Genomic DNA, 23,427 nt, shown 5'->3' with positions numbered 1-23,427 from the left:
CCCATCGAGTGCGCACGACGGGGACGAACGCCGACGGTACCGACGCCGCCGTACTCGAATCCAGCAATGACTACCGACCCACCCCAGGACGACACCGAGATCCGCCAGTTAGACGAGGACACCGTCGCCCGGATCGCCGCCGGCGAGGTCGTCGAGCGACCAGCCAGCGCGGTGAAGGAACTCGTCGAGAACAGCTTAGACGCCGACGCCGACAGCGTCGACGTCACCGTCGAGGCGGGCGGCACCGAACTGATCCGGGTCGCCGACGACGGCCGCGGAATGAGCGAGGCCGACCTTCGGGCGGCGGTCCGCGAACACACGACCAGCAAGATCGACGGCCTCGAGGACTTAGAGTCGGGCGTCGCGACGCTGGGATTCCGCGGTGAGGCCCTCCACACGATCGGTTCGGTCTCGCGAATGACCATCCGCTCGCGGCCCCGCGGGAGCGAGGGTGCGGGGACGGAACTCGTCTACGAGGGCGGCGACGTGACCAGTGTCGAGCCGACGGGCTGTCCCGCTGGAACCACCGTCGAAATCGAGGACCTCTTCTACAACACGCCCGCCCGCCGGAAGTTCCTCAAGACGACCGCGACGGAGTTTTCCCACGTCAATCGCGTCGTCACCCGCTACGCGCTCGCGAACCCGGACGTCGCCGTCTCGCTGACCCACGACGGCCGCGAGGTGTTCGCGACGACCGGTCAGGGCGACCTCCAGGCCGCCGTCCTGGCCGTCTACGGCCGCGAGGTCGCCTCCTCGATGATCCCCGTCGAGGCCGACGGCGACGACCTCCCACCGGGCCCCCTCGAGTCCGTCTCGGGGCTCGTCTCCCATCCGGAGACCAACCGCTCGAGTCGGGACTACCTCGCGACCTACGTCAACGGCCGCGCCGTCACCGCCGACGCCGTCCGCGAGGGACTCATGGGTGCCTACGGGACGCAACTGGGCGGCGACCGCTACCCGTTCGTCACCCTCTTCCTCGAGGTGCCCGGCGGGGCGGTCGACGTCAACGTCCACCCGCGCAAGCGGGAGGTCCGTTTCGACGACGACGATGCGGTCCGCCGGCAGGTCGACGCCGCGGTCGAATCGGCCCTGCTCGATCACGGCCTGCTTCGCTCGCGTGCCCCGCGCGGTCGGTCGGCCCCCGGCGAGGCGCGGGTCCGGCCCGACGCGCGCGGAACCGGAGCCGGGACCGATCCGGCCGCTGCCGGTGGCGAACCCGCGACGCTCGAGGACGGCGTCGAAACGGCGTCGTCGGCGGCGACCGACTCGAGCGGGACCGAACGCGACGGTGACGACGATCCTGTCGAGCGGTCATCGACCGACGGGGCTGCGGACGCGAGAACGGAAACGGACGCCGGCGACCCCGTCGCCGATTCGAACGGCGCGGCCGGCGATCGGGCCGCGAGCGCCAGCTCGGACTCGAGCGGGTCGACCGCCCCGACCGCCGTCGATTCCGCCACCCACACGGAACCCGACGCCGGTGGTTCCACGGCCGACTCGAGCGAGACGGAGGGGGAGTCCGATCGGGCGGCCACCACAGGAGCCTCGAGCGCCCCCGATTCGCGCCGGAACAGCGACGCGAGCGCGGAGCGGGAACGGGGTCGCGACGCCGACCGCAAGTTCGACGCCGCGACCGAGCAGCGGACCCTGACCGGCGAGGCCGCGACGGGCGAGGAAACCGCGTTCGACTCGCTGCCTGCTCTGCGGGTGCTGGGACAGCTCCACGACACCTATCTGGTCTGTGAGACTGATGACGGGCTCGTCCTGATCGACCAACACGCCGCCGACGAGCGGGTCAACTACGAGCGCCTGCAGCAGGCGTTCGCCGACGACGCCACCGCGCAGGCGCTGGCCGACCCCGTCGAACTCGAGCTGACCGCCGCCGAGGCCGAGGCCTTCGCGCAGTACAGCGAGGCGCTCTCGCGGCTGGGCTTTTACGCCGACCGGGTCGACGACCGCACCGTCGCCGTGACGACCGTCCCCGCCGTCCTCGAGAAGACCCTCGAGCCCGATCGCCTGCGGGACGTGTTGGCCTCGTTCGTCGCGGGCGACCGTGAGGCGGGGGCCGAGACGGTCGACGCGCTGGCCGACGAGTTCCTCGGCGACCTCGCGTGCTATCCGTCGATCACCGGGAACACGTCGTTGACGGAGGGGTCGGTCGTCGACCTGCTCGAGGCGTTAGACGACTGCGAGAACCCCTATTCCTGCCCGCACGGCCGGCCGGTGATCGTCCGCTTCGACGAGGCCGAGATCGAGGATCGGTTCGAACGGGATTATCCGGGTCACGGCGGCTGACGGGGTAGGTTACCCCTCCGACGGTGCCCTCGGTGCGGCGTCGGCGAGCGGCGACGCGAGGAGGTACCCGACGGCGGCGACCGCGAGGAAACCGCCGCCCAGTGCGGCGACGGCCCCGGTCGGGGCCGCCCGGTCCGCGACGACGCCGGCCAGAGGCAGCAACGGCGCACGGACGAGCGCATTGCCCATCGAAACCCCGCTCAGGACGGTCGCCCGGCCGGCGTCGGGTATCCGGTCGTTGAGGAACTGTGCGACGAGCGGCTTCGAGAGCGCCTCGCCACCTTTCATACCGAAGAAGACCGGAACCGAGAGCAACGGGACGGCAAGCGGCAGGAGAAACGACGCAGCGACACAGACCGGGAGCCACCGGAGCGCGTGCCGGAGCCCGACCCGCCGACGGACGGCCTCGGCGTAGTAGCTGCCGACGGCGGCCACGGCCGCGAACCCCGCGTAGACGAACCCGAGCAGCGCCGCCGATCGGATTGCGATCCCGGCGACGGAGACGTTTTCGAGCGCCCCACCGACCTGTGCGCGGAGAACGTCGACCGTGATCGGCTGGACGTACGTGTCGGCCGCGTGTACGATGCCGAAAAACAGCGCGGCGTAGGCGACGACCGCCCGAATCGAGGGGGCCGCGAGTCGCGCGGCGAGTACGGAGAGCGATTCGAAGACGCCGAGCCGCTCGTCCGTCTTCCCGGAGTTCGCGGCCGCCCCCTCGAACTGCGCATTTCGCGGCATGGCGACGACCACCAGCACGCCGACCGCGTTGAGCAACGCCGAGGCGACGAAGGGAGCGGTCGGGTGGACGACGTAGAGGAAGCCCCCGCCGATCATCGTGACGGCCGACGTCCACTGGTGGACGGCCCCGCCCCGGCCCCGTACGCGTGTGAACCGTCGCGATTCGGACGGTTCGTTCTCCGCTCTGTCGCCGCCGAGTGCGTCGTAGAGCCACGCGTCGGCGGTCCCGCTCTGAAGCGCCATCGAGAGCGCCCAGAGTGCGTACAGTACCGCGAACTCGAGGAAGGCGTCGGCGACGACGAATCCCGCCGTCGAGGCGGCCATCGAGAGCATCCCTGCTCCAAGAACGAGCCGACGGCCGTACCGGTCGGCGACGTAGCCCGTCGGGACCTCAAGCGAGACGACGAGAACCGCGGACATCGCACTCAACGTCCCGATCTGGACGTAGGTGAGACCGTTCCACAACAGAAAGAGGGTAAACACCGGCCAGATGAATCCGACCGAGTCGGCCATCCGGTACAGGTAGTAGGCGATAGCGACCGAGCGCCCTCCGCGAACTCGCGACATCGTCGTCCCACACCTACTGCCGAGCCCGGAAATACGCTCGCGAACGCGAGTTTTAGTTGGAGATTTAACACTCCTGTGGGCGCCACGGCGGCAGGATTATTGCAGCGTCGGGCCGACGTTCGAGGCATGGATCGCGAGCGGACGGCGCCTGACGATCTCGTTCCCGCCGACGCCTTCTCCCTGCTCGGACACGACCGCCGAGTCGACATTCTGCGGGCGCTTCTCGAGGCGAGTCGCACGGGGGACGAGTACCCCGCGTCGTTCTCGACGCTGCGCGAGCAGGTGGGTGCCGAAGTGAGCGCGCAGTTCAACTACCACCTCGGGGAGCTGACGGGGCACTTCGTCAGGCGGACGGACGACGGATACGAACTCCGATACGCGGGCTGGGCCGTGGCGACCTCGATCCTCGCGGGGACGTACAACCGACGGGCCGCGTTCGGCCCCACGGGGATCGACGGCCGCTGTCCGCACTGCGGGGCGGAGACACTCGTCGCGTCGTACCGCGAGGAGTGGCTTACCATCGAGTGCGGCGCCTGCGATGACCGACTCGTCAGATATCCGTTCCCACCGGGTGGGCTCGAGTCCCGCACGTTACCGGACGTCCTCGAGGCGTTCGATCGGCGCGTTCGGTCCCACGTGGCGCTCGCCCGTGATGGGGTCTGTCCGGCCTGTACGGGTCCGATGGCGGTCACGGTTCCGTCGGTGGTCGACGGCGGCACCAGTACCGATTCCGACGGCACCGACGCGGACGCCGCGGACGATCCGATCGCGACCTTCCGCTGTCGCCGGTGTGGTAATCACCTTCGACCGGAGCCCGGGCTGGTCCTCCTCGAACACGAACGCGTCGTTCGGTTCGCCGCCGAGCGCGGCCGCTCGCTTTCGGCGACGCCGTTCTGGGAACTCGAGTGGTGCGTCTCCCGAGACGCCGCGTCGGTGACGGCCACGGATCCGTGGCGGTGTGCGGTCTCGATCCCCGTCGGGAACGAGTCGTTGCTGGTCACCGTCGACGACGAGGTCGCGGTCCGGTCCGCGACGATCGAGAGCGCCGATCCGGACCGGTAGCGGTACGCCCGGCTTTATTCGCCGGGCACGCCTCGACCCCCGTCGTCGCCGTCCGTCTTCTCGTCGCCCCGCTCGTCCGAATCGGGGTCGGGATCGAGGTCGGGGTTCTCGCCGCTCGAGGCGGGCGCGTCGGCGGGACCCGTCGCACCCCGCTTCTCGCGGTAGTAGAGCCAGCCCGTACAGGCGAACGCGATCGCGCCGGCGACGGTGGCGATTCCGAACGCGATCCGGTAGCCGGTCTCGGTGTAGACGCGGACGCCGCCGACGAGGTCGCCGGTCCAGTAGGCGTCGAGCGCCCGCCCCATCAGCGTCGGAAAGATCGCCGCGCCGGTGAAGGCCGCCGCGTTCGCCGCTCCCGTCGAAATCCCGCTCGCGCTGCTGGGGTGGCGTTCCTGCACGACCGAGTACCCCAGCACGAACGCGCCGAGGCTGATGCCGCTCACCAGAAACACCGCACCGACGACCGGCAGCGGCGGATTTCCGACGACCGCGATCAGGGCGAGACAGCAGGTGTAACAGACACCGCCGGCGACCATCAGCTCGATCCTGCGCTCGAGGCGGTCGGCCAGCCAGCCGACGGCGGGCGGGCCGACCATCAGCCCGAGCCCGCCCAGCAGGGTCAGCGTGGAGGCCCGGGTCACCGTCACGTCGTAGGTCTGGACGACGTAGGGGACGCCCCAGAGCCCGAAGAGCGTGATGTTCACGCCGGTCGAACAGAACAGCATGACGCTGACGACCCAGAGCCAGCGGTCCCGGAGGACGGCGGCGAGATAGGATTTGAGCTGGGCGTTCGTCAGGACCTCCTGTCCGGGGACGCCCTCGAGCGGCTCGAAGCCGGCGGCGCTCGGGGAGTTCCGGACGAGGGCGAAGGCGGCGACGGTCATCGCGAGTCCCAGGACGCCGAGCCCGGCGACCGTCGACCGCCAGCCGAACCGGCCGACCGCCAGCGCGAGCGGGGTCGTCGCGAAGACGCCGCCGAAGCCGGCGACGGCGAAGGTCGCGCCGCTCATCGTCGCGAACTCGTCGGTGCGGTACCAGTTCGCACAGAACCGGAGGACGCAGACGAAGATCACGCTCCCCCCGAGCCCGATCAGCCCGCGGGCCAGCGTCGCCTCGAGATAGCCCTCGGCGAACGAGAACCAGACGACGCCGACGTTCATCACGACGGCCCCGGCGGTGGCCGTCAATCGGGGCCCGATCCGGTCGGCCAGCAGACCCGACGGGATCTGCATCGCCGCGTAGACCCAGAAGAAGACGGCGTGGAGCGTGCCCAGCTGTGCCCCGGTCGTCCCGAAGGCCGCCATCAGGTCCTCCGAGAGGACCGCCGTCGAGAGCCGGCTGACGTTGACCAGCAGGAAGAGACCGCTCAGTATCGCCCACAGGAGCCACCGACGCCGGAGCGGATCGTGCCAGAGTCGCATTGCGCTGGGACTCCGCCACGAAGCGTGGAAAAAGTTCACAAACCGGAAACGCGGCCCGCGTTGACGAACCCCCCATCGGTACCGGCCCGAAGCCGCCACCGGTAGGTGCCTCGAGCCCGCAGTCGAACCCATGTCCCCGCGCGAACTCGACGGCGCGAACGCCGGCGGCCAATTCGTCCGGACCGCGCTCGCGCTGTCGGTCCTCACGGACGAGCCGATCCGCCTCGAGAACGTCCGCGGCGACCGGCCGACGCCCGGGCTTCGCCACCAGCATCTGGCGGTCCTCGAGACGATGGCCGAGATCTGCGATGCAGACGTTTCGGGCGCGGAACTGGGTGCGGAGACCGTCGCGTTCGACCCCGGAATCGAGGGCGATGGCGGACTCGAGGGCGGCGAGTACGCCGTCGACATCGGGACCGCCGGCAGCGCGACGCTGCTCTGTAACGCCGTCCTCCCGCTGGCGACGGTCCTCGAGTCGCCGCTGTCGGTCACGATCACCGGCGGGACGGACGTGGCGTGGTCCCCGCCGCTGGACTACCTGCGGCGCGTGAAACTCCCGCTCGTCCGGCGGTTCGGCCTCGAGGCGACCTGCGAGGTCGACCGTCGCGGGTTCTACCCCGAGGGCGGCGGCGAGGTCACGCTCCGGCTCGAGCCGTCCGCTCTCGAGCCGATCGAAATCGTCGAGCGGGGGGCGCTGGAGGCCCTGCACCTCTACTCGACCGAGTCGGAATCGCTGGCCGACCGCGACGTCGCCCACCGACAGGCCGAAGGGGCGCTCGAGCGACTCGATCGAGACGACCTCGAACTCCTCGAGCGGCGCGAGATCGCCGCCGACAGCCCCTCGCCGGGCAGCGCCCTCGTTCTCCGCATCGATCACGGGACCGGGATCGCCGGGTTTTCCGCGCTCGGCGAACGGGGCAAACCGGCCGAGCGGGTCGGCGAGGACGCGGCCGACGCGGCGAACCGCTTCCTCGAGGGGGCGGCCCCGGTCGACCGGCACATGGCCGATCAACTGCTCGGCTTCCTCGCGCTCGCGGGCGGCCGGATACGGATCCCGACCGTGACCGATCACGTCGAAACACGGCGTGCCCTGCTCGAAGCGTTCGGCGCGGCGATCGACCTCGAGGACGACGGCGAGACGACGCTCGCCTCGGTCTCGTCGCCGTTGAACGGGGTTCCGTAGCGCGTGGCTCCGGGGTCACGGCCGTTCTCGGTTCAACAGCCCCGTTAGCACGACCAGCAGGGAAATGACGAGAATACCCGCTCCCGTGACCGCGAGTGCGAACTGCGGAGCCGCAGGATCGAACTCCGGGGCCGCGAGCAGTAGCGTTCTCAGGTAGGACATCAGTCGATTCCACACGACGGTGGCGATGACCACCGTGATCGCGAGTCCCAGAAAGAGAAGTTGGTAGTCGAACCACGTTTTGAGTCCGTCTGACGACACCATCCGGAGACATGTTCGAATAGCAACGTTATAACCGTTCGGCCGACGCGACATTTGGTAGCGTAAAGCGTCAGTCGATTCCCGCGCCACCGAAGGTGATTCGCGGTCCGAGCGAAACCCTCCCCTCGGTTCAGCGTGATTCTGGGTTGACAGACCGCCACAACTTATAGCAACGCCGTTCGTTAGCTGGAGTATGACCGAGGGACACACCGACCGTCGCGGCCGTACAACTCGGAGGGCCGACCGGTGAGCGACATCGTCACCTTCGGTGAGACGATGCTCCGACTCTCGCCGCCGGGGAACGAGCGCCTCGAGAACGCCGACGAGTTCGAGGTCCGGGCCGCCGGGGCCGAGAGCAACGTCGCCATCGCGGCCGACCGGCTCGGCGCGTCGGCGACCTGGCTGTCGAAGGTGCCCGAGACGCCGCTGGGTCGCCGGGTCGTCAGCGAACTCCGGGGTCACGGCATCGAGACGGATGTGACCTGGAGCCACCGGGGCCGACAGGGAACCTACTACCTCGAACACGCCGGCAAACCCCGCGGGACGAACGTGATCTACGATCGGGAGAACACGGCGGTCTCGACGGCGAAGGTCCGCGACATCGACATCGACAAGATCCAGAACGCGCGGGTCTTTTTCACGACCGGGATCACGCCAGCGCTCTCCTCGACGCTGCGGGACACGACGCTCAAGTTGCTCAAAGCGGCCCGAAAGGGCGGGACGACCACCGCCTTCGACTTCAACTACCGTCGCAAGCTCTGGTCGCCCGACGAGGCTCGAGAGACGCTGACCAAGCTGTTCCCCGGCATCGACGTCCTCGTGATCGCCGCCCGCGACGCGCGGACGGTCCTCGGATTCGAGGGCGACCCGCGACAGTTGGCACACAAACTCGGCTCGCAATACGATTTCACGACCGTCGTCGTCACCCGCGGGGAAGAGGGTGCGGTCGGCTGGCACGACAGCGTCGTCCACGATCACGCGGCCTACGAGACCGACACCGTCGATCCCATCGGCACCGGCGACGCCTTCACGGGTGCGTTCATCGCCCGTCGACTCGACGGCGACAACGTCCCGACCGCCCTCGAGTACGCCGCCGCGACGGCCGCACTCAAGCGGACTATCCCCGGCGACGTCGCGCTGGTCACCGCCGACGAGGTCGAGGCCGTCGTCAAAGAGCAGGATAGGGACATCTCGCGGTAGTCGGTTGGTAACTGTTCGCTCGGTCCGAAGTCACAGCACGGCGACCGTAACGAACGGCTGGGGGTCGGGCCTCGCTTTTTATCGACCGCTGTACTACCTCCGGCCGTGAGTCGAACCGTTCGTCCGGCGACGGTCGACGACGTCTGGGTCGTCCACGGGATCGCACGCGAGAGTTGGCACGCCGCCTACGACGACATCCTCGGCCCCCAGCGGGTCGATACCGTCGTCGACGAGTGGTACGCGCTCGGCGACCTCGAGTCGTCGATCGCGGCGGCGACGGACCGTGAGGATGCTGCCTTTCTCGTGGCCGAAGGATCGACCGACGACGGCGAGGACGGGACCGGGACGGGCGCGGACTGTCACGGGTTCGCCCACGCGGTCCCGTGGCCGGAAGACACCTCCGTGGCGTTTCTCGCCCGCCTCTATGTCCACCCGGCCGTCTGGAGCGAGGGCGTCGGCACCGCCCTGCTCGAGGCGCTCGAAACCGCCCTCGAGAGGACCGCCGACCGGCTCCGACTGGCGGTGCTTGCAGCCAACGACGTCGGGATTGCCTTCTACGAATCGCGGGGGTTCGACCGCGTCGGCACTCGACCGTCGGATCTGGGTGAGGGGCTCGAGGAACACGTCTACGAACGGCGGTTCGACGCCGACTGAGCCGGTCGTTCGCACCACCGCAACTCGTCCCCACTGAACGGGAGAAAACTGGACGGTTTCCGGCTGCTACAGTGTCTTCTCCGCTTCCTCGTCGTCGACCACTTCGATCCCGCGGTTATTGACCGCCATCGGATCGAGGCCGACCTCCTGCAGGAAGTCTTTGTACTCGCGCTCGCACTGCTCGGCGTCTTTCTGCTTGTCGCTGGCCCGATCGCAGAGTTCGATCAGGTTCTCGGGGACGTCGTTCTGGTAGACGATCCAGTGGTTGATCAGGTCGCTGAGTCGGCGAATGGGGCTGGTGAAGTGGCCGTAGATCTCGAAGTTCAGCGCGTGATGGCCGCCGAACGGGTCGTTCATGTATGTTGGCGGACAAATTTTATAGCCACAGGTGCGATTACCATAGGTATGAACTCTGAAGAGAAAACGGCCACCGATGGTGGTGCAACCCCTGGTATCGACCAGGAACAACTCTATACTACCGTCTATTCCGCAACGAAAGATGCGATGCTAGCGACGGTTGCCACAGTCGTGTACTTGGGACTCGCAGTGTTCTTCGTCTTCGGTGGTATAGACCTCGCGCTTTCTAACTCGGGGACGTCCAGTCTCGTCTGGGGGTTAGGCGTAAGTGTGATCGGATTCGTCATCGCCGCGGAGGCCACGGGTGTCACATCCCTGTTGAGTCGCTTTCGGTGAAGAATGGGTCCATCTTAGCGCGGCCGTGGTGACATGTGGCACGCAAGAAGTTAATTTGACAGCAAATTTGCCGCGCGAGTGGGGCATCACATGACAACCAACCGAATCACGCGTTAACGTACCCGCTTCCCGGTGTAATCGCACAGTACCGAACACGGGCGCTCACGAAGGAAGTTCTGACAACGAAAGCTGGTCAGATCGTCTTCTCGGCTTCCTCGCCTGCTCGCAGTTCGCTACGCTCTCCGTTCGCTGTGCCGAGGTCCTCGAAAATCTCCGATTTTCGGGATCACGAGACGGCGTTGCCGTCTCGGACGACCTCCCTCACAGCGTCTTCTCGGCCTCGCTCTCGTCCACGACTTCGATCCCCCGGTTGTTGACCGCCATCGGATCGAGGCCGACCTCCTGCAGGAAGTCCTTGTACTCGCGCTCGCACTGTTCGGCGTCTTTCTGCTTGTCGCTGGCCCGATCGCAGAGTTCGACGAGGTTCTCCGGTACGTCGTTCTGGTAGACGATCCAGTGGTTGATCAGGTCGCTGAGCCGCCGGATCGGGCTCGTGAAGTGGCCGTAGATCTCGAAGTTCAGCGCGTGGTGGCCGCCGAAGGGGTCGTTCATGTACCGCGCTCGAGGCATGACCTTCATCACCGCCCACTGGATCTTGTCCAGTTGGCGCTCGGGCGCGTCCTCGAGCGTCGCGTTGACGGCCTTGCGCGGGTCGTCCCACGTGCTGCCGGGGATCGAGACGCCGTCGAGGTCCTGAATCTCCCGCAGCGCTTCGGACCACTCGTCGGGGCTGGGCTGAGGGTGGACCCGGTACATGGCCGAGACGCCGCGGTTCCACATGAGTTCGTGCGTGACGGCCTTGTTGGCCTTCAGCATGCACTCCTCGATGATGGTGTGGGCGCGGTCGCGGGCCGGGTTCAGGACGAGCGAGCCGTCTTCCTTACGCTGTTCGTGCATCTGCTCTGCGAGATCGTAGACCAGCGCGTTCTCCTCGTGGAGGTCGGCGTCGGGCTCTTCGAGCCGGCTTTCGGCCTCGGCGTAGGTGAGCCGCTCGTCGGACTCGATGACCGACTTGTAGATCTCGATGTTCTCGTAGGTCAGGTTCTCCTTGTCGAGGTGCATCTCGACGGTGTGGGCCAGTCGGTCCTCGTTGGGAACCAGCGAGCAGACCGTCTCGGCCAGCACCGGCGGCAGCATGTGGACCGTGTAGCCGGGGAGATAGACCGTGTTGCCCCGCTCGACGGCCTCGTCCCACATGGCCGTCTCCGGGTTGACGTAGTGGGTCACGTCGGCGATGTGGACCCAGAGGACGTACTCGTCGTCGCGTTCCTCGATCGAGAGCGCGTCGTCGAAGTCCTGGGCGTCGATCGGGTCCGTCGTCCACGTCGTCAGATCGCGCAGATCCTTCCGCTCGTCGATCTCGTCCTCGATCTCGGCCGTCACGCCCTCCGTCCGGGCCTCGGCCTCCTCCAACACTTCCGGGGGGAACTCGTCGCGCAACTCGAACTCCTCGAATAAGTCCTCGCGCTTGTTCTCGAGATGGCGCGCGAGATCCTCGGAGACCTCGACGGGACCTTGCCCTTCCACGGTCCCGGCTTCGGCCTGTGCGTCGTCACTCATGCCGAGGGCTACGCACGTAAGAGTGAAAGTCGTGTCGGGATCGGCCCCGCTCGGAACCGCCGACCGGGCGGCGGGGCGTGTCGGGCCAAGCGCGCCCGCTTACCGCTGGGACCGGACGATCCGCGACCGACTGCGGGACAGGGCGGTCAGATGGCCGGCGTCCTCGAGGACGGTCAACTCTCCGTCGGGTAACCGCTCCCGAAGGCGGCGGGCCCCTCGAAGGGGCGCGTTCGCGTCGGCGTCGCCGTGCCAGAGCCGGACCGTGTGATCGATATCCGACGGCGAGAACTCCCACTCCGTCGTTACCAGTCGCGTCTCGGTGACGAACCCGTCCCGCTGTGTCCCGACCCCCTCGAGGAAGTCGCGCCGAACGCGCTCCGCCATCGTCGGCGGGATCTCGGCGCGCTCGGCCGCCGTCGTGTACTGCGAGAGGACGACCGCCGGCGGCGTCCGCGCGACGAGTCGCGTCTGGACCCCGAGTAACCCGCGCAGTATGCGAGGGGTCCGCCGTGCGAGCGAGCCGAGCAGGCGCTGAACGGCGGGGAGATCGGCCGCGAGCGACGGCGGCGGCGCGCCCGAGACGATATCGATCTCCGTCACGCGATCTCCCCGCGTCGCTGCGACCGCGAGCGCGTGTGGTCCGCCCCCGGAGAACGCGACGATTCCTGCCCGAGAGATGCCTTCAGCCTCGAGGACCGCAGCGACGGTCGCGCCGGTGTCGGCGACGTCGCGGTCGGGAACGGGCGACGAGCGTCCGTACCCCGGCCGGTCCGGGACGAGGAGCCGAACACCGTTTTCCCGCGCCTGGTCGTCGAACAGGGCACCGAAGCGGCGCGAGCCGGGTGTACCATGGAGGGCGACGACCGGCGTCCCGTTCGGGTCGCCGTAGTCGGCGTACGCGACCCGCCTCCCGTCGGCCTCTGTAACGATCGTCGGTGGATCTGCCCCGCGGCCGTCGTCTTCGGCCGAGGCATCCGATCGCGACTGTGTCATCGACCGAGCGTTGTCGCCCGATCCGGGAGTGACTTCTCCCGGACCCATGCGGTCTTTTAATAGCTCTCGGTGACATCGGCCGACGATGAGACGGGTTTCGTTCAGCGTGACGTTTCCGGATGGGGTCGCACACCCCCTCCATCGACGGCTCGTGGCGACGGATGGCGTGTCGCGGGTAGAACTCCTGATGTGGGGGCCGATGGGGACCGTGACGACGCTGTTGTGGTGTGACGGCAGGCCCGCCGCGACCGCCGACCTGCTGGCCGCCGTCGAGAGCGTCACCGCGACCGAGTTCGTCGAGCGCGACGACGGGACGTACGCCTTCGTCCACCAGACGACCTACGAGTTCGAGGCGGCGATCCTTACGCTCGTCGAGGACGCGCGGATCGTGTTCCTGCCGCCGGTCACGTTTCGCGACACCGGTGCGGTGGCGTTCGAGGCCGTCGGACGAGCCGACGCGCTGACCGATTTCTACGACGAGCTGACCGAACTGGGCGAGGGGACGATCGAACGCGTCCGCGAGTTCGACCGTCGGGCGGCGGCCGGGCTGACCGACCGCCAGCGGGCCGCCCTCGAGGCCGCCGTCGCCGTCGGCTACTACGACGTTCCGCGGTCGGGCTCGGTCGCGGACGTCGCCGACGAACTGGACTGTGCCGGCAGTACGGCCGGCGAACTACTGCGGAAAGCGGAAGCGACGCTCGTGACGGACGCCATCGACACGGGGTAGCGCCGACCGGCGGCGACCGTCGCTTACGACTCCTCCTCGAGCGGCCCGTATCGCTCCTCGACCGCCGTCAGGTAGCTCGCGAGAAAGCCCGCCCGGTCCCGCCGCCCGGCCTCGATCTCGACCAGCAGGTCCTCGAGGTCGTCCCGCGGGTGATGACACAGCTCGCGGTGACAGGACTTACAGAGGTGTTCGAAGGTCTTGTCCGCGCGGTCCCAGCGATCCCCGTGTTTGTCGTACTCGCGGGCCTCGTCGCGCGGACACTCGGTGCCACAGGCGAGACAGGTGACGGTCTCGGTTCCCGACCGAGCGGGCCACATACGCGGTCCGACGGGGTGGACCCACTTAGCAATTGGTACGCCCCGCGGCGTCGCCCGGCGGCTCGAGGGTCCGGAACGGGTCTTTTATTTCCGGACCGCTCGTTGGGCCGGACATGCAGGTCAAATCCCGACATCACCTCCGCAGCGACGCGGTCTCGGCCCTCGAGGACACGCTCGAGGCACAGCTGGGCGTCTCCCCCGAGGGCGACGCCTACGAGCGCGTCGAGTTCGAGGACACCGACTGGGAGGTCGTCCTCATCGACGGCGAGCCACAGGTCGCGTACTTCGACGAGGAACCGTTCCTGACGGTCCGGGGCGCTAACGCCTATGATCCCGACAAGCGACTCGTCACGGTCGACGCCGGCGCGGTCTCGTTCGTCAGCGACGGGGCCGACGTGATGCGGCCCGGAATCACCGAGGCCACCGACGACATCTCGCCGGACGATCTGGTCGTCATCGCCGAGGAGTCCCACGGTAAGGTCCTGGCCGTCGGCCGCGCCCGCGTCGACGGATCGGAGATGGCCGGCAACGAGGGGAAGGTCGTCGACTCGCTGCACCACGTCGGCGACGACCTCTACGAGTTCACCGGGTGAGTCGGTCGGGTCATGCGGCGGCGAGAGCGCGCGTTTCCCCGTCGACCCAAAACTCTGCTACGAATCCGTTCAAATTCCTCGGTTAGTGAGAGATAGTGCTAGCAATACTAGGATCTAGAAGACGTATGTCCACAGGACCTATATACTGTCGTGCGGTCTCATGTCCCATGATCCGGACGACGGTCGAAACGGTCGCCCTCCGATCACCCCCGACGATCGCACCGACGACCCCGGTATCCGAAGCGGCGCGGCGACTCCGCCGTCCGGGCGTGTCCGCGCTCCCGGTTCTCGAGGACGGCTCGCTCATTGGTATCGTCACCGGGTCGGATATCGTCGCACTGGTCGCCGAGACGGACGACCGGCCGGCCGTTCGGGAGTTCATGTCGAACCAGGTGACGACGATCGGCCCGACTGCGACGCTGTCCGCGGCCGCCGAACGGATGCGAACCGCCGGGGTCAGACAGCTTCCCGTCGTGGCCGACGGTCGGTACCGCGGGCTGCTCGCCGCGCACACGCTGGCACCGTACCTCTCGCGGCATCGACTCGAGATCGAGTGGGACGACGAGCCGCTCCGGGTCGATCGGTCGGCCGAGTCCGGTCTCACTGCGGGCGACTGAGTACCCACCGTTCGCCGCTCGGCCGGCGCTCACTCGCCGCTTTCCGTGAGGTCGTCGGCCTCGTAGGCGCCCTCGTGCCGGGCGAGGGTGTCCCGGTAGCCCCGGACCGCGAGGTCGTAGGTCTCCCGCAGGTCCGCGATCGGCGTCTCGGTCGCGTCGACCCGCAGGTCGTTGTACGGCGGCTCCACCGGGTGTGACTCGGTCGTCTCGACGACGACTGCCGCGCTCTGGACCGACAACTCCTCGCGTTTGTCTCCGCCCTCGAGGTCGCCAGCGGCGAGCGCGTCGATCAATCGCTTCGCGAGCGGGTCGGTGTCGACGTCCGTGGTGACGGCGTCCGGACCGGTCGAGGGGTCCGGTTCGTCGCGAACGGCGGTCGCCTCGTAAGCCTCCGCGGCCGCCTCGAGGACCGCGGGACCGGTCAACAGGTTGCCGGCGACGGTGTAGGTCTCGCCCTCGCGGTGGCCGTACCAGTCGCCACACTCCTCGCCGGAGAAGGTAAACGTCGCCTCCCGATCGACCCCGTGGAGCTGGCGCTGGGGTGCGCCCTCGTCGGCGTTGAGCAGGGCCTCGAGGACGTCGTCGACCGCCAACCCGTCGTCGATGTAGGCGATCCCGCGCTCGCCGAGTTCGACGTTGACCAGACTCTGGGTCGCGACGGCACCGTGTTCGCTGACGAAGGGACAGAGCGTCCCGACACCCGGGAGTCGCGTCGTGACCGCAACGCCGAACCGGTGGTGGCGCTCCCCGGATTCGGTTTCGTACGGTTCGTGGACGCAGATGCTAAACGTCATCGTTTGAATCGCTACGGTGAAGGAATTAAAAACCCACGGACGGCCCAATCGGACCGCTTGCCGGTCCGACCGTCCACCCCACTGGCCGCCGGGACGAACCGATCGAACCGTCCGACTGTCCCGACTGAACGACCGTAATCGACCGACGACGGTCCGGCTGTGACGACCGTGTCTGACGTAAGAACTATACAGACAGCGACGGACGCACACACCTATGGGATTGATGAGCAAAATTCTCGGCGGGAACCAGTCCCGCACCGTCGAGGACTACGCCGAACTGAACCTCGAGGACGTCGACGCGGGGTCGGCCGAGGCGACGATGCAGGTACACATCGCGGAGGTCGGCAGTCAGGCCGACGCGATCGACATCAAAGACGCCGTCTACGACGGCGACATCGTCATCGCGGACATCACGCGGCTCCGGACCGAGGACAGCACGGTCGAACACGTCATCGACGAACTGCGGCAGGTGGCCCAGGAGGTCGACGGCGACATCGTCCGAAAGGGCGACGATCAGATGATCATCACCCCGACGGGCGTCCGGATCAGCCGCGAGAAGCTCGGCCAGAAGCTCTGAGCGACGGGGCCGCCGAGCCCGTGACCCAGTGTCGAACACCCCTTCGTGGTCGGTATCGTCTCGCTGCTTTTCGGCACCGTCTTTCGGTTCGGCTCGAGTTCGGACTCTCGCTGTGTTACCCGTGGCGAACCGCCGATCGACCGAACGGACGCGTCGATGTCGCGACCGGCGATTGGTCGGTCCAGCCCGGCGATCCGTCCGACAGAGGCGGACATTTCTGCCGATTCCGACGACGGAGCCGCCCGATGGCCACTCGAGCGGGAGGGCTCCCGAGTCGCGAGATCCATCCGACGGGGCGAATAAAATCAGGACATACGAAGGGTAACAGTTCTGTCAGGAGTGGCGACGGCCCGCTGCCGTGGTTCCGGAGCGACGGTACTGTTTACCCGGACGCGTAGCTGAAAGGGGAGTCGGCTACAACCGACGGGTACACCATGAGTACGACAGTATCGAACGTTCGACAGGAACGGTCGGCGAGCGGTCGATCGGCCCGGTCCGGTCGCCGCGGCCGCACCGATCGCGACCGCGCGGGTGATCGTGCGTGAGCTTCGGCCCCGCGGTCGTCTCGCCGTCGTGGCTCGAGGCCCACCGGGAGTCGGACTCGGTCGTCGCCGTCGACGTCCGGGAGCGGCGCGACTACGAGGAGTTGGGGCATCTCCCCGGCGCAGTCAGTGTCCCGGGCGATCGGTTCCGCGACCCCAGTAGCGTCGCGGCCGGGAAGTTGCCGGCGGCCGACGACTTCGCGAGTCTGCTCGCCGAGGCCGGCATCGACCCCGATGACACGCTCGTCGCGTACGGTGGCGACCCCGCGCTCGCGGCCCGCTTTCTGGTGACCGCACTGGTCTACGGTCACGAGGGGAGTCTTTACCTGTTAGACGGCGGCCTCGAGGCCTGGCGCGACGGCGACGACCGCTCGCTGACCACGGACGTCCCCGACCGCGAGCCGACCGACTACGAGGCCGCGCTGTGCGAGGACGCGCCGCTGGTCGACCGGGACGCGGTCGAGGCGGCCGTCGAGGGCGACGCCGTCCTCGTCGACACCCGGACCGCCGCCGAGTACGAGCAGTCCCGCATCCCGGGGGCCGTCCACCTCGACTGGGAGGACCTGCTCGAGGACGGCCGGCTCAAGTCCGAGAACGACCTCGAGGCCCTGCTCGCGGAGCGGGGGATCGAACCGGACGAGCGGATCCTGCTGTACTGTAACACGGCCCGGCGGCTCAGTCACACGTTCGTCGTCCTCCGACACCTGGGCTACGAGGACGTGGCCTTCTACGAGGGGAGTCTCACCGACTGGGTGCGAGCCGAGGCGCCCGAGTGGGACCCCGTCGAGCTACAGGAACAGGTCCGTCACTACGCCGACAACGGCGGCTTCGGGGCGATGGTCGACGAGCTGGGCGAGGACGTCCTCGGTCGGCTGAAGCTGATCGGGCTCTACCACCAGAAACAGCGGGGCTACTTCATGCTGCGGACCCGCGCTCCGGGCGGCCGGCTCACGGCCGAGCAGGCCCGCACGATCGGCGAGGTCGCCGACGAGTTCGCCCGGGCCCCCGCGGAGTACGGCGGCCCCGACCAGAACCCCGTCTTCGGCGACGGCTATCTCGACGCCACGACCCGGCAGGACGTCCAGATGCACTGGATCGAGATCGAGGACGTCGCCGAGATCTGGGACCGCTACGACGCGGTCGGGCTCTCGACGATGCAGGCCTGTGGCAACTCGGTCCGGAACGTCGTCGGCTGTCCCGCGGCCGGGCTCGACCCCGACGAGACCGTCGACATCGAACCCGTCGTCGAGCGGGTGAGCCAGCGGTTCCTCGGCGACCACCACTACGCCAATCTGCCCCGGAAGTTCAAGGTCAGCGTCACGGGCTGTCACGAGGACTGCGCCCGCTCGGGCATTCAGGATCTCGGGCTGACGCCCGCCCGGAAGGACGGAAAAGACGGGTTCGTCGCGCGGGTCGGCGGCGGCCTCTCGGACGGCCCCCGCGTCGCCAGCGACATCGACCTCTTCGTCGAACCCGACCAGGTCGACGACCTCGTGGCCGCGATGGCCGACCTCTTCATGGACCACGGCAGCTACCTCGACACCGCGGTCAACCGGCTGCGCTTTCTCGTCGCCGAGTTCGGCCCCGAGCGGTTCCGCGAGGAACTCGAGTCCTACGCCGACTTCGAGTTCGTCGAGCCCGACGAGACCCTCACGATGGACTACCGCGGGGACCACGTCGGCGTCCACGAGGGGGCGGACGGCCGCTCCTACGTCGGGCTGAACGTCCCGACGGGCCGGATGGGCGGCGACGAGTTCGCGGAGTTGGCAGAACTGGCGGGCGAACTGGGCGACGGCGAGGTCCGCCTGACGCCCAACCAGAACGTCCTCGTTCCGCACCTGGTCGACGATGACCTCGAGGCATTGCTCGAGGAGCCGCTGCTCGAGCGCTACAGCCCCGATCCGGGGCCGTTCACGCGCGGAATCGTCACCTGTACGGGCCGGGAGTTCTGTAACTACGGGATCATCGAGACGAAAAACAGGGCGATCAGGTGGGCCCGCGAACTGGACGACTGGGCCGAGCAGGTTGGAATCGCCGACGATCACGAGGCGATCCGGATCCACATGTCGGGCTGTTCGGCCTCCTGTGCCCAGCCCCAGTTGGGCGATTTCGGGCTGCGCGGCGAGGTCTACCGCGACGATTACGAGTCCGGGCGGGCGGCCGACCTCGGACTGGGCGGCGACCTCGGCAACGACGAGTTCATCGACTGGCTCGTCGGGAAGATCCCGATCGACGACGTGCCCGGCGTCGTCAAGGCCACAATGTGTGCCTACGACGCCGACAGCGAGCCCGAGGAGTCCTTCACCGAGTGGGCCGACCGGACCTCGAACGCGGAACTGCGCGAAATCGTCACCGAACGGCCGGCGCGTGACTCGCCCGCCATCGGGACGGAGGTGAGCTAGATGTCGGGTACCGATCCTGCCGGGACCGACAGGCCCCGTCCCGGCGTTCCGCAGGCGGGGGTCAAGGGCATCGGCGAGGACCCGCGCGAACAGGACCGCGACGTCGCCGAGGCCCCCGGCAAGATCTGGTTCCGCGACTTAGACGAGGCCGTCATCGAGGCCGACCGCTGCATCCAGTGTGCCTCCTGTGTCGCCGCCTGTCCCTCCGACTCCATCGGCATCGACGAGGACGAGGGCAGACCGACGCTGGTCAAGATGTGTACCGGCTGCTCGCGCTGCTGGGACTTCTGTCCCCGCAGCGGCCTGCGCTACGAGCGCCACCTCGAGCTGACCCAGGAAGAACGCGGCCTCGCGGAGCCGGGTACCTACGCCGCGCGGGCGACCGACGAGGCCGCCAACGCGGGTCAGGACGGCGGCGTCGTGACGGCGCTGCTCGCCGAACTCATCGAAGCGGGCGAGATCGACGGCGCGGTCGTCGCCCGCGAACAGGAAGACGAACCGCTGCGCGGCGAGGCCGTGTTGGCGACCTCCCGCGAGGAACTGCTCGCGGCGGGCGGTAGTATCTACAACCAGACGATGGGACTGGGACAACTCGACGAACTGCTCGCCGACGCCGATCTGGGGAGCGAGGCGCAAAGCGCCTCGAACAGTCGAGCGGGGAGTAAAACGACCCGCGAGACCGATGATCCCGACCTCGCGTTCGTCGGCACCCCCTGTATGATCCAGGGGGCGACCGCGCTCGATCGCTACGACCACGAGCCCGCCGACCCGATCTCGCTGACCGTCGGGCTGATGTGTACCCGCAGCTTCGAACACAGCCGGTTGGTGTCGCGACTCGAGACCTTCGACGTCGACCCCGCCGCCGTCGATACCCTCGACATCAGCGACGGGCAACTCCGTGCGACCGACACGGCCGGCGAGACGCTGCTCGAGACCGACGTCGACGCGTTCGACGCGGCCGGGCTGCGCGGCTGTGACGAGTGTGCGGACTTCGTCGGCGGCGCGGCCGACATCAGCGTCGGCAACGTCGGCAGCCCGGACGGCGAGACGACCGTCGTCGTCCGGACCGAAACCGGCGAGTCGGCCTGGGAGACGGCGGCCCCCGCCCTCGAGACGGCCGCGATCGATCGGCCGGGGACGCTCGAGAAACTGGCCGACTGGAACCGCCGTCGCGCCGAGTCGATCCTCCCGCGGGAGTACGACCCCGAGGCCGGGATCGGCATTACCTACGAACACCACCGCGAGAGCTACGACGGAACCGACCGCGAGCCCGAACCGCTGAACCCGGCTCGTGTCCACCAGTACGAAGAGTGGTGTTGACCGGCTGACGGCCGGCCGCGGGCTCGAGCGACGCGTTGGGGCCGCTCGAAGTGTTTTCATCCGGCGGGAATTCTCGGCCGGGTTATCCCCCGCCGTCCCGTATGGGGTAGTATGACGGGCTTTCGTGCAACGGTCGTCGTCAACGAACCGGCGGACTGTCCGGTCGCTACTGTCTCGGCGGCGGCCAACGAGCAGATCGACTCGATCGCTCGCTCTTCACGGGCCACCGCCGACGGGACCGTCGTCGAGGAGTTCGGCGTCGCCGCCGACGCCTCGATCGACGAGAGCGGGGACGCCGGCGTCGAGCTGACGCCGGTCCAGTCGAACGAACGGGAGGCCATCTACCGGTTCGAGCGCGACGCCGCCGCTGACTGCGTCTGCGAGGTCGTCGAGGGAACCGGGACCCCGGTCTCCTCGGTCCGGGCCCAGGATGGCTCCCTGCTGTTGTCCTTTCGGACCCTCGAACTGGCCGAGATCGCCGACATCGTCGATCGCCTGCGGGAGCTGTTCGACGGCGTCCTCGTCGAGGAACTGACACAGGACCACGAGGAGGTCTCGGCGGATCCGGTCGTCGTCGACCGCGAGATACTCACGGACAGACAACAGGAAATCGTCGAGACGGCCCACGAGATGGGCTATTTCGACTACCCGAAGGGTGCGAACGCGACCGATGTCGCCGAGGAGTTGGGCGTCGCCCGATCGACCTTCACCGAGCATCTGGCGGCGGCCCAGACGAAGCTGATGGACGCGATCCTCGAGGAAGAAACGTAGCTGCTGGCATCGTTTTCGGACCGAACCCCGTTTTCCTTATTCGGCGATGATGACCGGTCGGTCGGCGTCGATGATGACCCGCTGACTGACGCTGCCGAAGATCGCTTTGCCGACCGGCGACCGTTTCCGAACGCCCAGCAGGATCGCATCGGCGTCGATCTCCGCCGCGACCTGTCCGATACCGTCGGCCGGGTCGCCGACCATTTCCATCCGCTCGACGTCGATGCCGTCGTCCGCGAGCCGTTCCTCGATCAGCGGGACGGTGTCGGGAACGTCACGGATCTCGGGCAGCGACTCGTTGAGATCGTCGATGAACGTCGTTCCACCTTCGTCGGCGATCGTGTCGATCTCCTCGAGGACGTGCAGGACCGTCACCGACAGGTCGTCGGGATCGGCCGGGAGCGAGCGTAGCGTCTCGAGCTGTGCGGTCGCGCGCTGCTCGTCGGTATCGACCGGGACGAGGACGTGGTACATACCCGATCGTGAGAGCCACGCCGTCAAAGCTGTACTGGCGGTTCCCATCGCGTGACGGCGACGCCCGGCCGGCCGATTGGAGAGTCCGCGTCGCATCCCCGAAGAACCGGCAGCCCCGGTGCCTGCCATTGACATCCTCCCCGCCCTGAAGGGCGAGGATTCCCGACCGCGTTTGGGATATTGTGGTTTACGACGTGACCCGTTCTTGAGGTGCGAACGCACCAGTTTCCTTGTCAAACAGGTACGTCGATGGCTGTGCCAACCAGCCGTTACTCCTATTCACCGAAAAACTCGGTGAACTCGGAGATACTTTCTGCCGAATGTTCTCAGCGCCGTTCACGTCCGCGTTCGCTACCGTGTCACAACTATCGCAGACGTACAACCCGCGTTCAACACGGTTCTTCTTCCGCTTCCGACCACAACACGAACACGACTTCGAAGTGTCACGCTCTGATACCTTTTCAACCGTGATACCCTCCATCTCTGCCTTGTACGTGAGAAGGTCGGTGAAGCGGTCGAACGCCCACGAATGCAAGTCAAGGTTGCCGTGCTTACCCCAGTTCTTCGACTCCTCGTCTTCTTCGTCCTCGCGGATACCGGAGAGGTCGCCCACCACAATCGTTCCAACGCCCTCATCAACACACCGCTGGACGATGTGCTTGGAGAGAGTGTGGAAGTAGTGGGTGCGGCGGGCCGACTTCTTCTGGTTCAACCGCGTGGCTTGCTCTGAGTCGGAGTCGTCACAGCGAGCGATGCGTTTGCTGAAGTAGTAGTCGTCCTGCTTCAGGCAGTTCAGCGGGTACAGTTCGCTGTGGCCGTCTTCGTAGGCAAGCGCGGCGAAGTTGTTGATACCGAGGTCAACACCCACGGTTTTCTCACCGGGTGCGTCAGGAACCTCGATTTCGACCTTGCACACGAAGTGCAGTTCCCATTCATCACCTGTCCACACGGCTCTCACTTGTTGGACGTTCTCCACGGTGGAGAGATCAACGTCAGGCCGGGTATGATACTCGCAGAGAATGAAGTCCGACCAATACTCCTTGAAGTTCGAGCCTTTGCTGAGTCGGACTCTCCCATACTCTGTGTCGAGTTTGAAGCCAGCGGCTTTGAACGTGACCGTGCTTCGCGGGTGGTCGTTGCCGTGTTTGCGGTACTTCGGGGGGGGGGGGGGTTCGCTCGTGCATCTCCGTTGCGTCGTTTGCCGTACCAGCCGTTGAACGCCTCAGCGAGTTCTTGAAGGACTCGCTGACTTGACTGAGAATGCAGGTCATCGTAGCGTTCGTGTGTGTTCAGGTACATGGTGAGTTCATTGTGACCGGGAATATGGCCGATTTCGCCCCACACGCGGTCGCAGACCCACCGTCCGACGTTCCAGAGTTTACTGGCGGCGAACCCGAGCGAATCAAGGTCGTCAGACACCTGTTGCTGGTTCCGTATGGAAGCAGTGTAGGTGCGGGTGACGACCTGTTTCGCCATACGTAACCTATTTAGACGAACCTACTTGAAGGCGTGTATTATGCAGCGTGGAATATCATGCCGTGCTCTCGAACGGTGGAATGTGTAGGAGTTGTCGGATTCATCCCCGCCCTAAAGGACGGGGCTTTCT

Annotated in this window: 21 protein-coding genes and 2 pseudogenes; 13 read left to right on the top strand and 10 right to left on the bottom strand. The window is 67.4% G+C overall.

Annotation, left to right across the window (positions count from 1 at the left end; genetic code table 11):
• Positions 1-66: 66 nt before the first annotated feature.
• On the top strand, positions 67-2,295 hold the full coding sequence (mutL, locus tag ACSBP4_RS16235; protein ID WP_435552834.1) for a DNA mismatch repair endonuclease MutL: 2,229 nt from the start codon (positions 67-69) through the stop codon (positions 2,293-2,295).
• A 9-nt stretch (positions 2,296-2,304) separates the two neighbouring features.
• On the opposite strand, the gene ACSBP4_RS16230 is transcribed toward mutL, so the two are convergent.
• Positions 2,305-3,600, bottom strand: a complete 1,296-nt coding sequence (locus ACSBP4_RS16230) for an MFS transporter (RefSeq protein WP_435552833.1) — start codon at positions 3,598-3,600, stop codon at positions 2,305-2,307.
• A 126-nt stretch (positions 3,601-3,726) separates the two neighbouring features.
• Between ACSBP4_RS16230 and ACSBP4_RS16225 the strand changes: the two genes are divergently transcribed.
• A complete protein-coding gene (locus ACSBP4_RS16225; protein WP_435552832.1) occupies positions 3,727-4,662 on the top strand; it encodes a DUF7351 domain-containing protein in 936 nt (311 codons plus the stop codon).
• A gap of 14 nt (positions 4,663-4,676) precedes the next feature.
• Here the strand turns inward: ACSBP4_RS16225 and ACSBP4_RS16220 are convergent, their stop codons facing one another.
• Positions 4,677-6,083 carry an MFS transporter gene (locus tag ACSBP4_RS16220; protein WP_435552831.1) on the bottom strand — a complete coding sequence of 469 codons (1,407 nt, stop codon included), beginning with the start codon at positions 6,081-6,083 and terminating at the stop codon, positions 4,677-4,679.
• Positions 6,084-6,213: 130 nt separating this feature from the next.
• Between ACSBP4_RS16220 and rtcA the strand changes: the two genes are divergently transcribed.
• Entirely contained in the window at positions 6,214-7,266 is a 1,053-nt protein-coding gene (gene rtcA, locus ACSBP4_RS16215; RefSeq protein WP_435552830.1) for an RNA 3'-terminal phosphate cyclase, read from the top strand.
• A gap of 15 nt (positions 7,267-7,281) precedes the next feature.
• Here the strand turns inward: rtcA and ACSBP4_RS16210 are convergent, their stop codons facing one another.
• Complete coding sequence (locus ACSBP4_RS16210; RefSeq protein ID WP_006651123.1) at positions 7,282-7,530, bottom strand: hypothetical protein; 249 nt, start codon at positions 7,528-7,530, stop codon at positions 7,282-7,284.
• 243 nt (positions 7,531-7,773) lie between these two features.
• Between ACSBP4_RS16210 and kdgK1 the strand changes: the two genes are divergently transcribed.
• Entirely contained in the window at positions 7,774-8,727 is a 954-nt protein-coding gene (gene kdgK1 / locus ACSBP4_RS16205; RefSeq protein ID WP_373631802.1) for a bifunctional 2-dehydro-3-deoxygluconokinase/2-dehydro-3-deoxygalactonokinase, read from the top strand.
• A 105-nt stretch (positions 8,728-8,832) separates the two neighbouring features.
• The gene (locus tag ACSBP4_RS16200; RefSeq protein WP_049965960.1) at positions 8,833-9,381 is read left to right on the top strand and encodes a GNAT family N-acetyltransferase; all 549 of its coding nucleotides are present in this window, start codon (positions 8,833-8,835) and stop codon (positions 9,379-9,381) included.
• 66 nt (positions 9,382-9,447) lie between these two features.
• Here ACSBP4_RS16200 and ACSBP4_RS16195 read toward each other — a convergent pair.
• Positions 9,448-9,741 (bottom strand): annotated as a pseudogene (locus tag ACSBP4_RS16195) (RNB domain-containing ribonuclease); the annotation flags it as partial.
• A 45-nt stretch (positions 9,742-9,786) separates the two neighbouring features.
• Here ACSBP4_RS16195 and ACSBP4_RS16190 point away from each other — a divergent pair.
• On the top strand, positions 9,787-10,074 hold the full coding sequence (locus ACSBP4_RS16190; protein ID WP_435552829.1) for a hypothetical protein: 288 nt from the start codon (positions 9,787-9,789) through the stop codon (positions 10,072-10,074).
• Between the two features lie 321 nt (positions 10,075-10,395).
• Here ACSBP4_RS16190 and ACSBP4_RS16185 read toward each other — a convergent pair whose 3' ends face one another.
• Both ACSBP4_RS16185 and ACSBP4_RS16180 read right to left on the bottom strand, forming a co-directional pair.
• The gene (locus ACSBP4_RS16185) at positions 10,396-11,694 is read right to left on the bottom strand and encodes an RNB domain-containing ribonuclease (RefSeq protein WP_435552828.1); all 1,299 of its coding nucleotides are present in this window, start codon (positions 11,692-11,694) and stop codon (positions 10,396-10,398) included.
• Between the two features lie 99 nt (positions 11,695-11,793).
• Positions 11,794-12,687 (bottom strand): alpha/beta fold hydrolase, encoded by an 894-nt coding sequence (locus ACSBP4_RS16180; protein WP_233274345.1) that lies wholly within the window; start codon positions 12,685-12,687, stop codon positions 11,794-11,796.
• Positions 12,688-12,772: 85 nt separating this feature from the next.
• On the opposite strand from ACSBP4_RS16180, the gene ACSBP4_RS16175 reads away from it, so the two are divergent.
• A complete protein-coding gene (locus ACSBP4_RS16175) occupies positions 12,773-13,414 on the top strand; it encodes a helix-turn-helix domain-containing protein (RefSeq protein WP_435552827.1) in 642 nt (213 codons plus the stop codon).
• A gap of 23 nt (positions 13,415-13,437) precedes the next feature.
• Here ACSBP4_RS16175 and ACSBP4_RS16170 read toward each other — a convergent pair whose 3' ends face one another.
• Complete coding sequence (locus ACSBP4_RS16170) at positions 13,438-13,731, bottom strand: DUF7562 family protein (protein ID WP_006181481.1); 294 nt, start codon at positions 13,729-13,731, stop codon at positions 13,438-13,440.
• Positions 13,732-13,844: 113 nt separating this feature from the next.
• Here ACSBP4_RS16170 and ACSBP4_RS16165 point away from each other — a divergent pair, with 113 nt between their 5' ends.
• Together ACSBP4_RS16165 and ACSBP4_RS16160 are read left to right on the top strand one after the other, a co-directional pair.
• Positions 13,845-14,324: an RNA-binding protein gene (locus tag ACSBP4_RS16165; protein WP_006651131.1), complete on the top strand. Its 480-nt coding sequence runs from the start codon at positions 13,845-13,847 to the stop codon at positions 14,322-14,324.
• 167 nt (positions 14,325-14,491) lie between these two features.
• Positions 14,492-14,941 (top strand): CBS domain-containing protein, encoded by a 450-nt coding sequence (locus ACSBP4_RS16160; protein ID WP_435552826.1) that lies wholly within the window; start codon positions 14,492-14,494, stop codon positions 14,939-14,941.
• Positions 14,942-14,970: 29 nt separating this feature from the next.
• Here ACSBP4_RS16160 and ACSBP4_RS16155 read toward each other — a convergent pair whose 3' ends face one another.
• Complete coding sequence (locus ACSBP4_RS16155; protein ID WP_435552825.1) at positions 14,971-15,735, bottom strand: DUF1028 domain-containing protein; 765 nt, start codon at positions 15,733-15,735, stop codon at positions 14,971-14,973.
• Between the two features lie 214 nt (positions 15,736-15,949).
• On the opposite strand from ACSBP4_RS16155, the gene ACSBP4_RS16150 reads away from it, so the two are divergent.
• The 4 genes from ACSBP4_RS16150 to ACSBP4_RS16135 all read left to right on the top strand — a co-directional run bounded on the left by ACSBP4_RS16150 (position 15,950) and on the right by ACSBP4_RS16135 (position 21,347).
• Positions 15,950-16,312 carry a cell division protein SepF gene (locus tag ACSBP4_RS16150; protein WP_006651134.1) on the top strand — a complete coding sequence of 121 codons (363 nt, stop codon included), beginning with the start codon at positions 15,950-15,952 and terminating at the stop codon, positions 16,310-16,312.
• Between the two features lie 541 nt (positions 16,313-16,853).
• Positions 16,854-19,256 (top strand): rhodanese-like domain-containing protein, encoded by a 2,403-nt coding sequence (locus tag ACSBP4_RS16145; protein WP_435552824.1) that lies wholly within the window; start codon positions 16,854-16,856, stop codon positions 19,254-19,256.
• The gene (locus ACSBP4_RS16140; RefSeq protein WP_435552823.1) at positions 19,257-20,576 is read left to right on the top strand and encodes a Coenzyme F420 hydrogenase/dehydrogenase, beta subunit C-terminal domain; all 1,320 of its coding nucleotides are present in this window, start codon (positions 19,257-19,259) and stop codon (positions 20,574-20,576) included. It abuts the gene before it with no gap.
• Between the two features lie 111 nt (positions 20,577-20,687).
• Positions 20,688-21,347, top strand: a complete 660-nt coding sequence (locus tag ACSBP4_RS16135) for a helix-turn-helix domain-containing protein (RefSeq protein ID WP_435552822.1) — start codon at positions 20,688-20,690, stop codon at positions 21,345-21,347.
• Positions 21,348-21,383: 36 nt separating this feature from the next.
• Here the strand turns inward: ACSBP4_RS16135 and ACSBP4_RS16130 are convergent, their stop codons facing one another.
• Both ACSBP4_RS16130 and ACSBP4_RS16125 read right to left on the bottom strand, forming a co-directional pair.
• On the bottom strand, positions 21,384-21,821 hold the full coding sequence (locus tag ACSBP4_RS16130; protein ID WP_006651139.1) for a universal stress protein: 438 nt from the start codon (positions 21,819-21,821) through the stop codon (positions 21,384-21,386).
• Positions 21,822-22,008: 187 nt separating this feature from the next.
• Positions 22,009-23,297 (bottom strand): annotated as a pseudogene (locus tag ACSBP4_RS16125) (RNA-guided endonuclease InsQ/TnpB family protein).
• Positions 23,298-23,427: the final 130 nt, after the last annotated feature.

Source organism: Natrinema sp. CGMCC1.2065 (assembly GCF_051225675.1).
Taxonomy (GTDB): domain Archaea; phylum Halobacteriota; class Halobacteria; order Halobacteriales; family Natrialbaceae; genus Natrinema; species Natrinema thermotolerans.
This window is presented reverse-complemented; position numbering and strand designations above follow the sequence as displayed.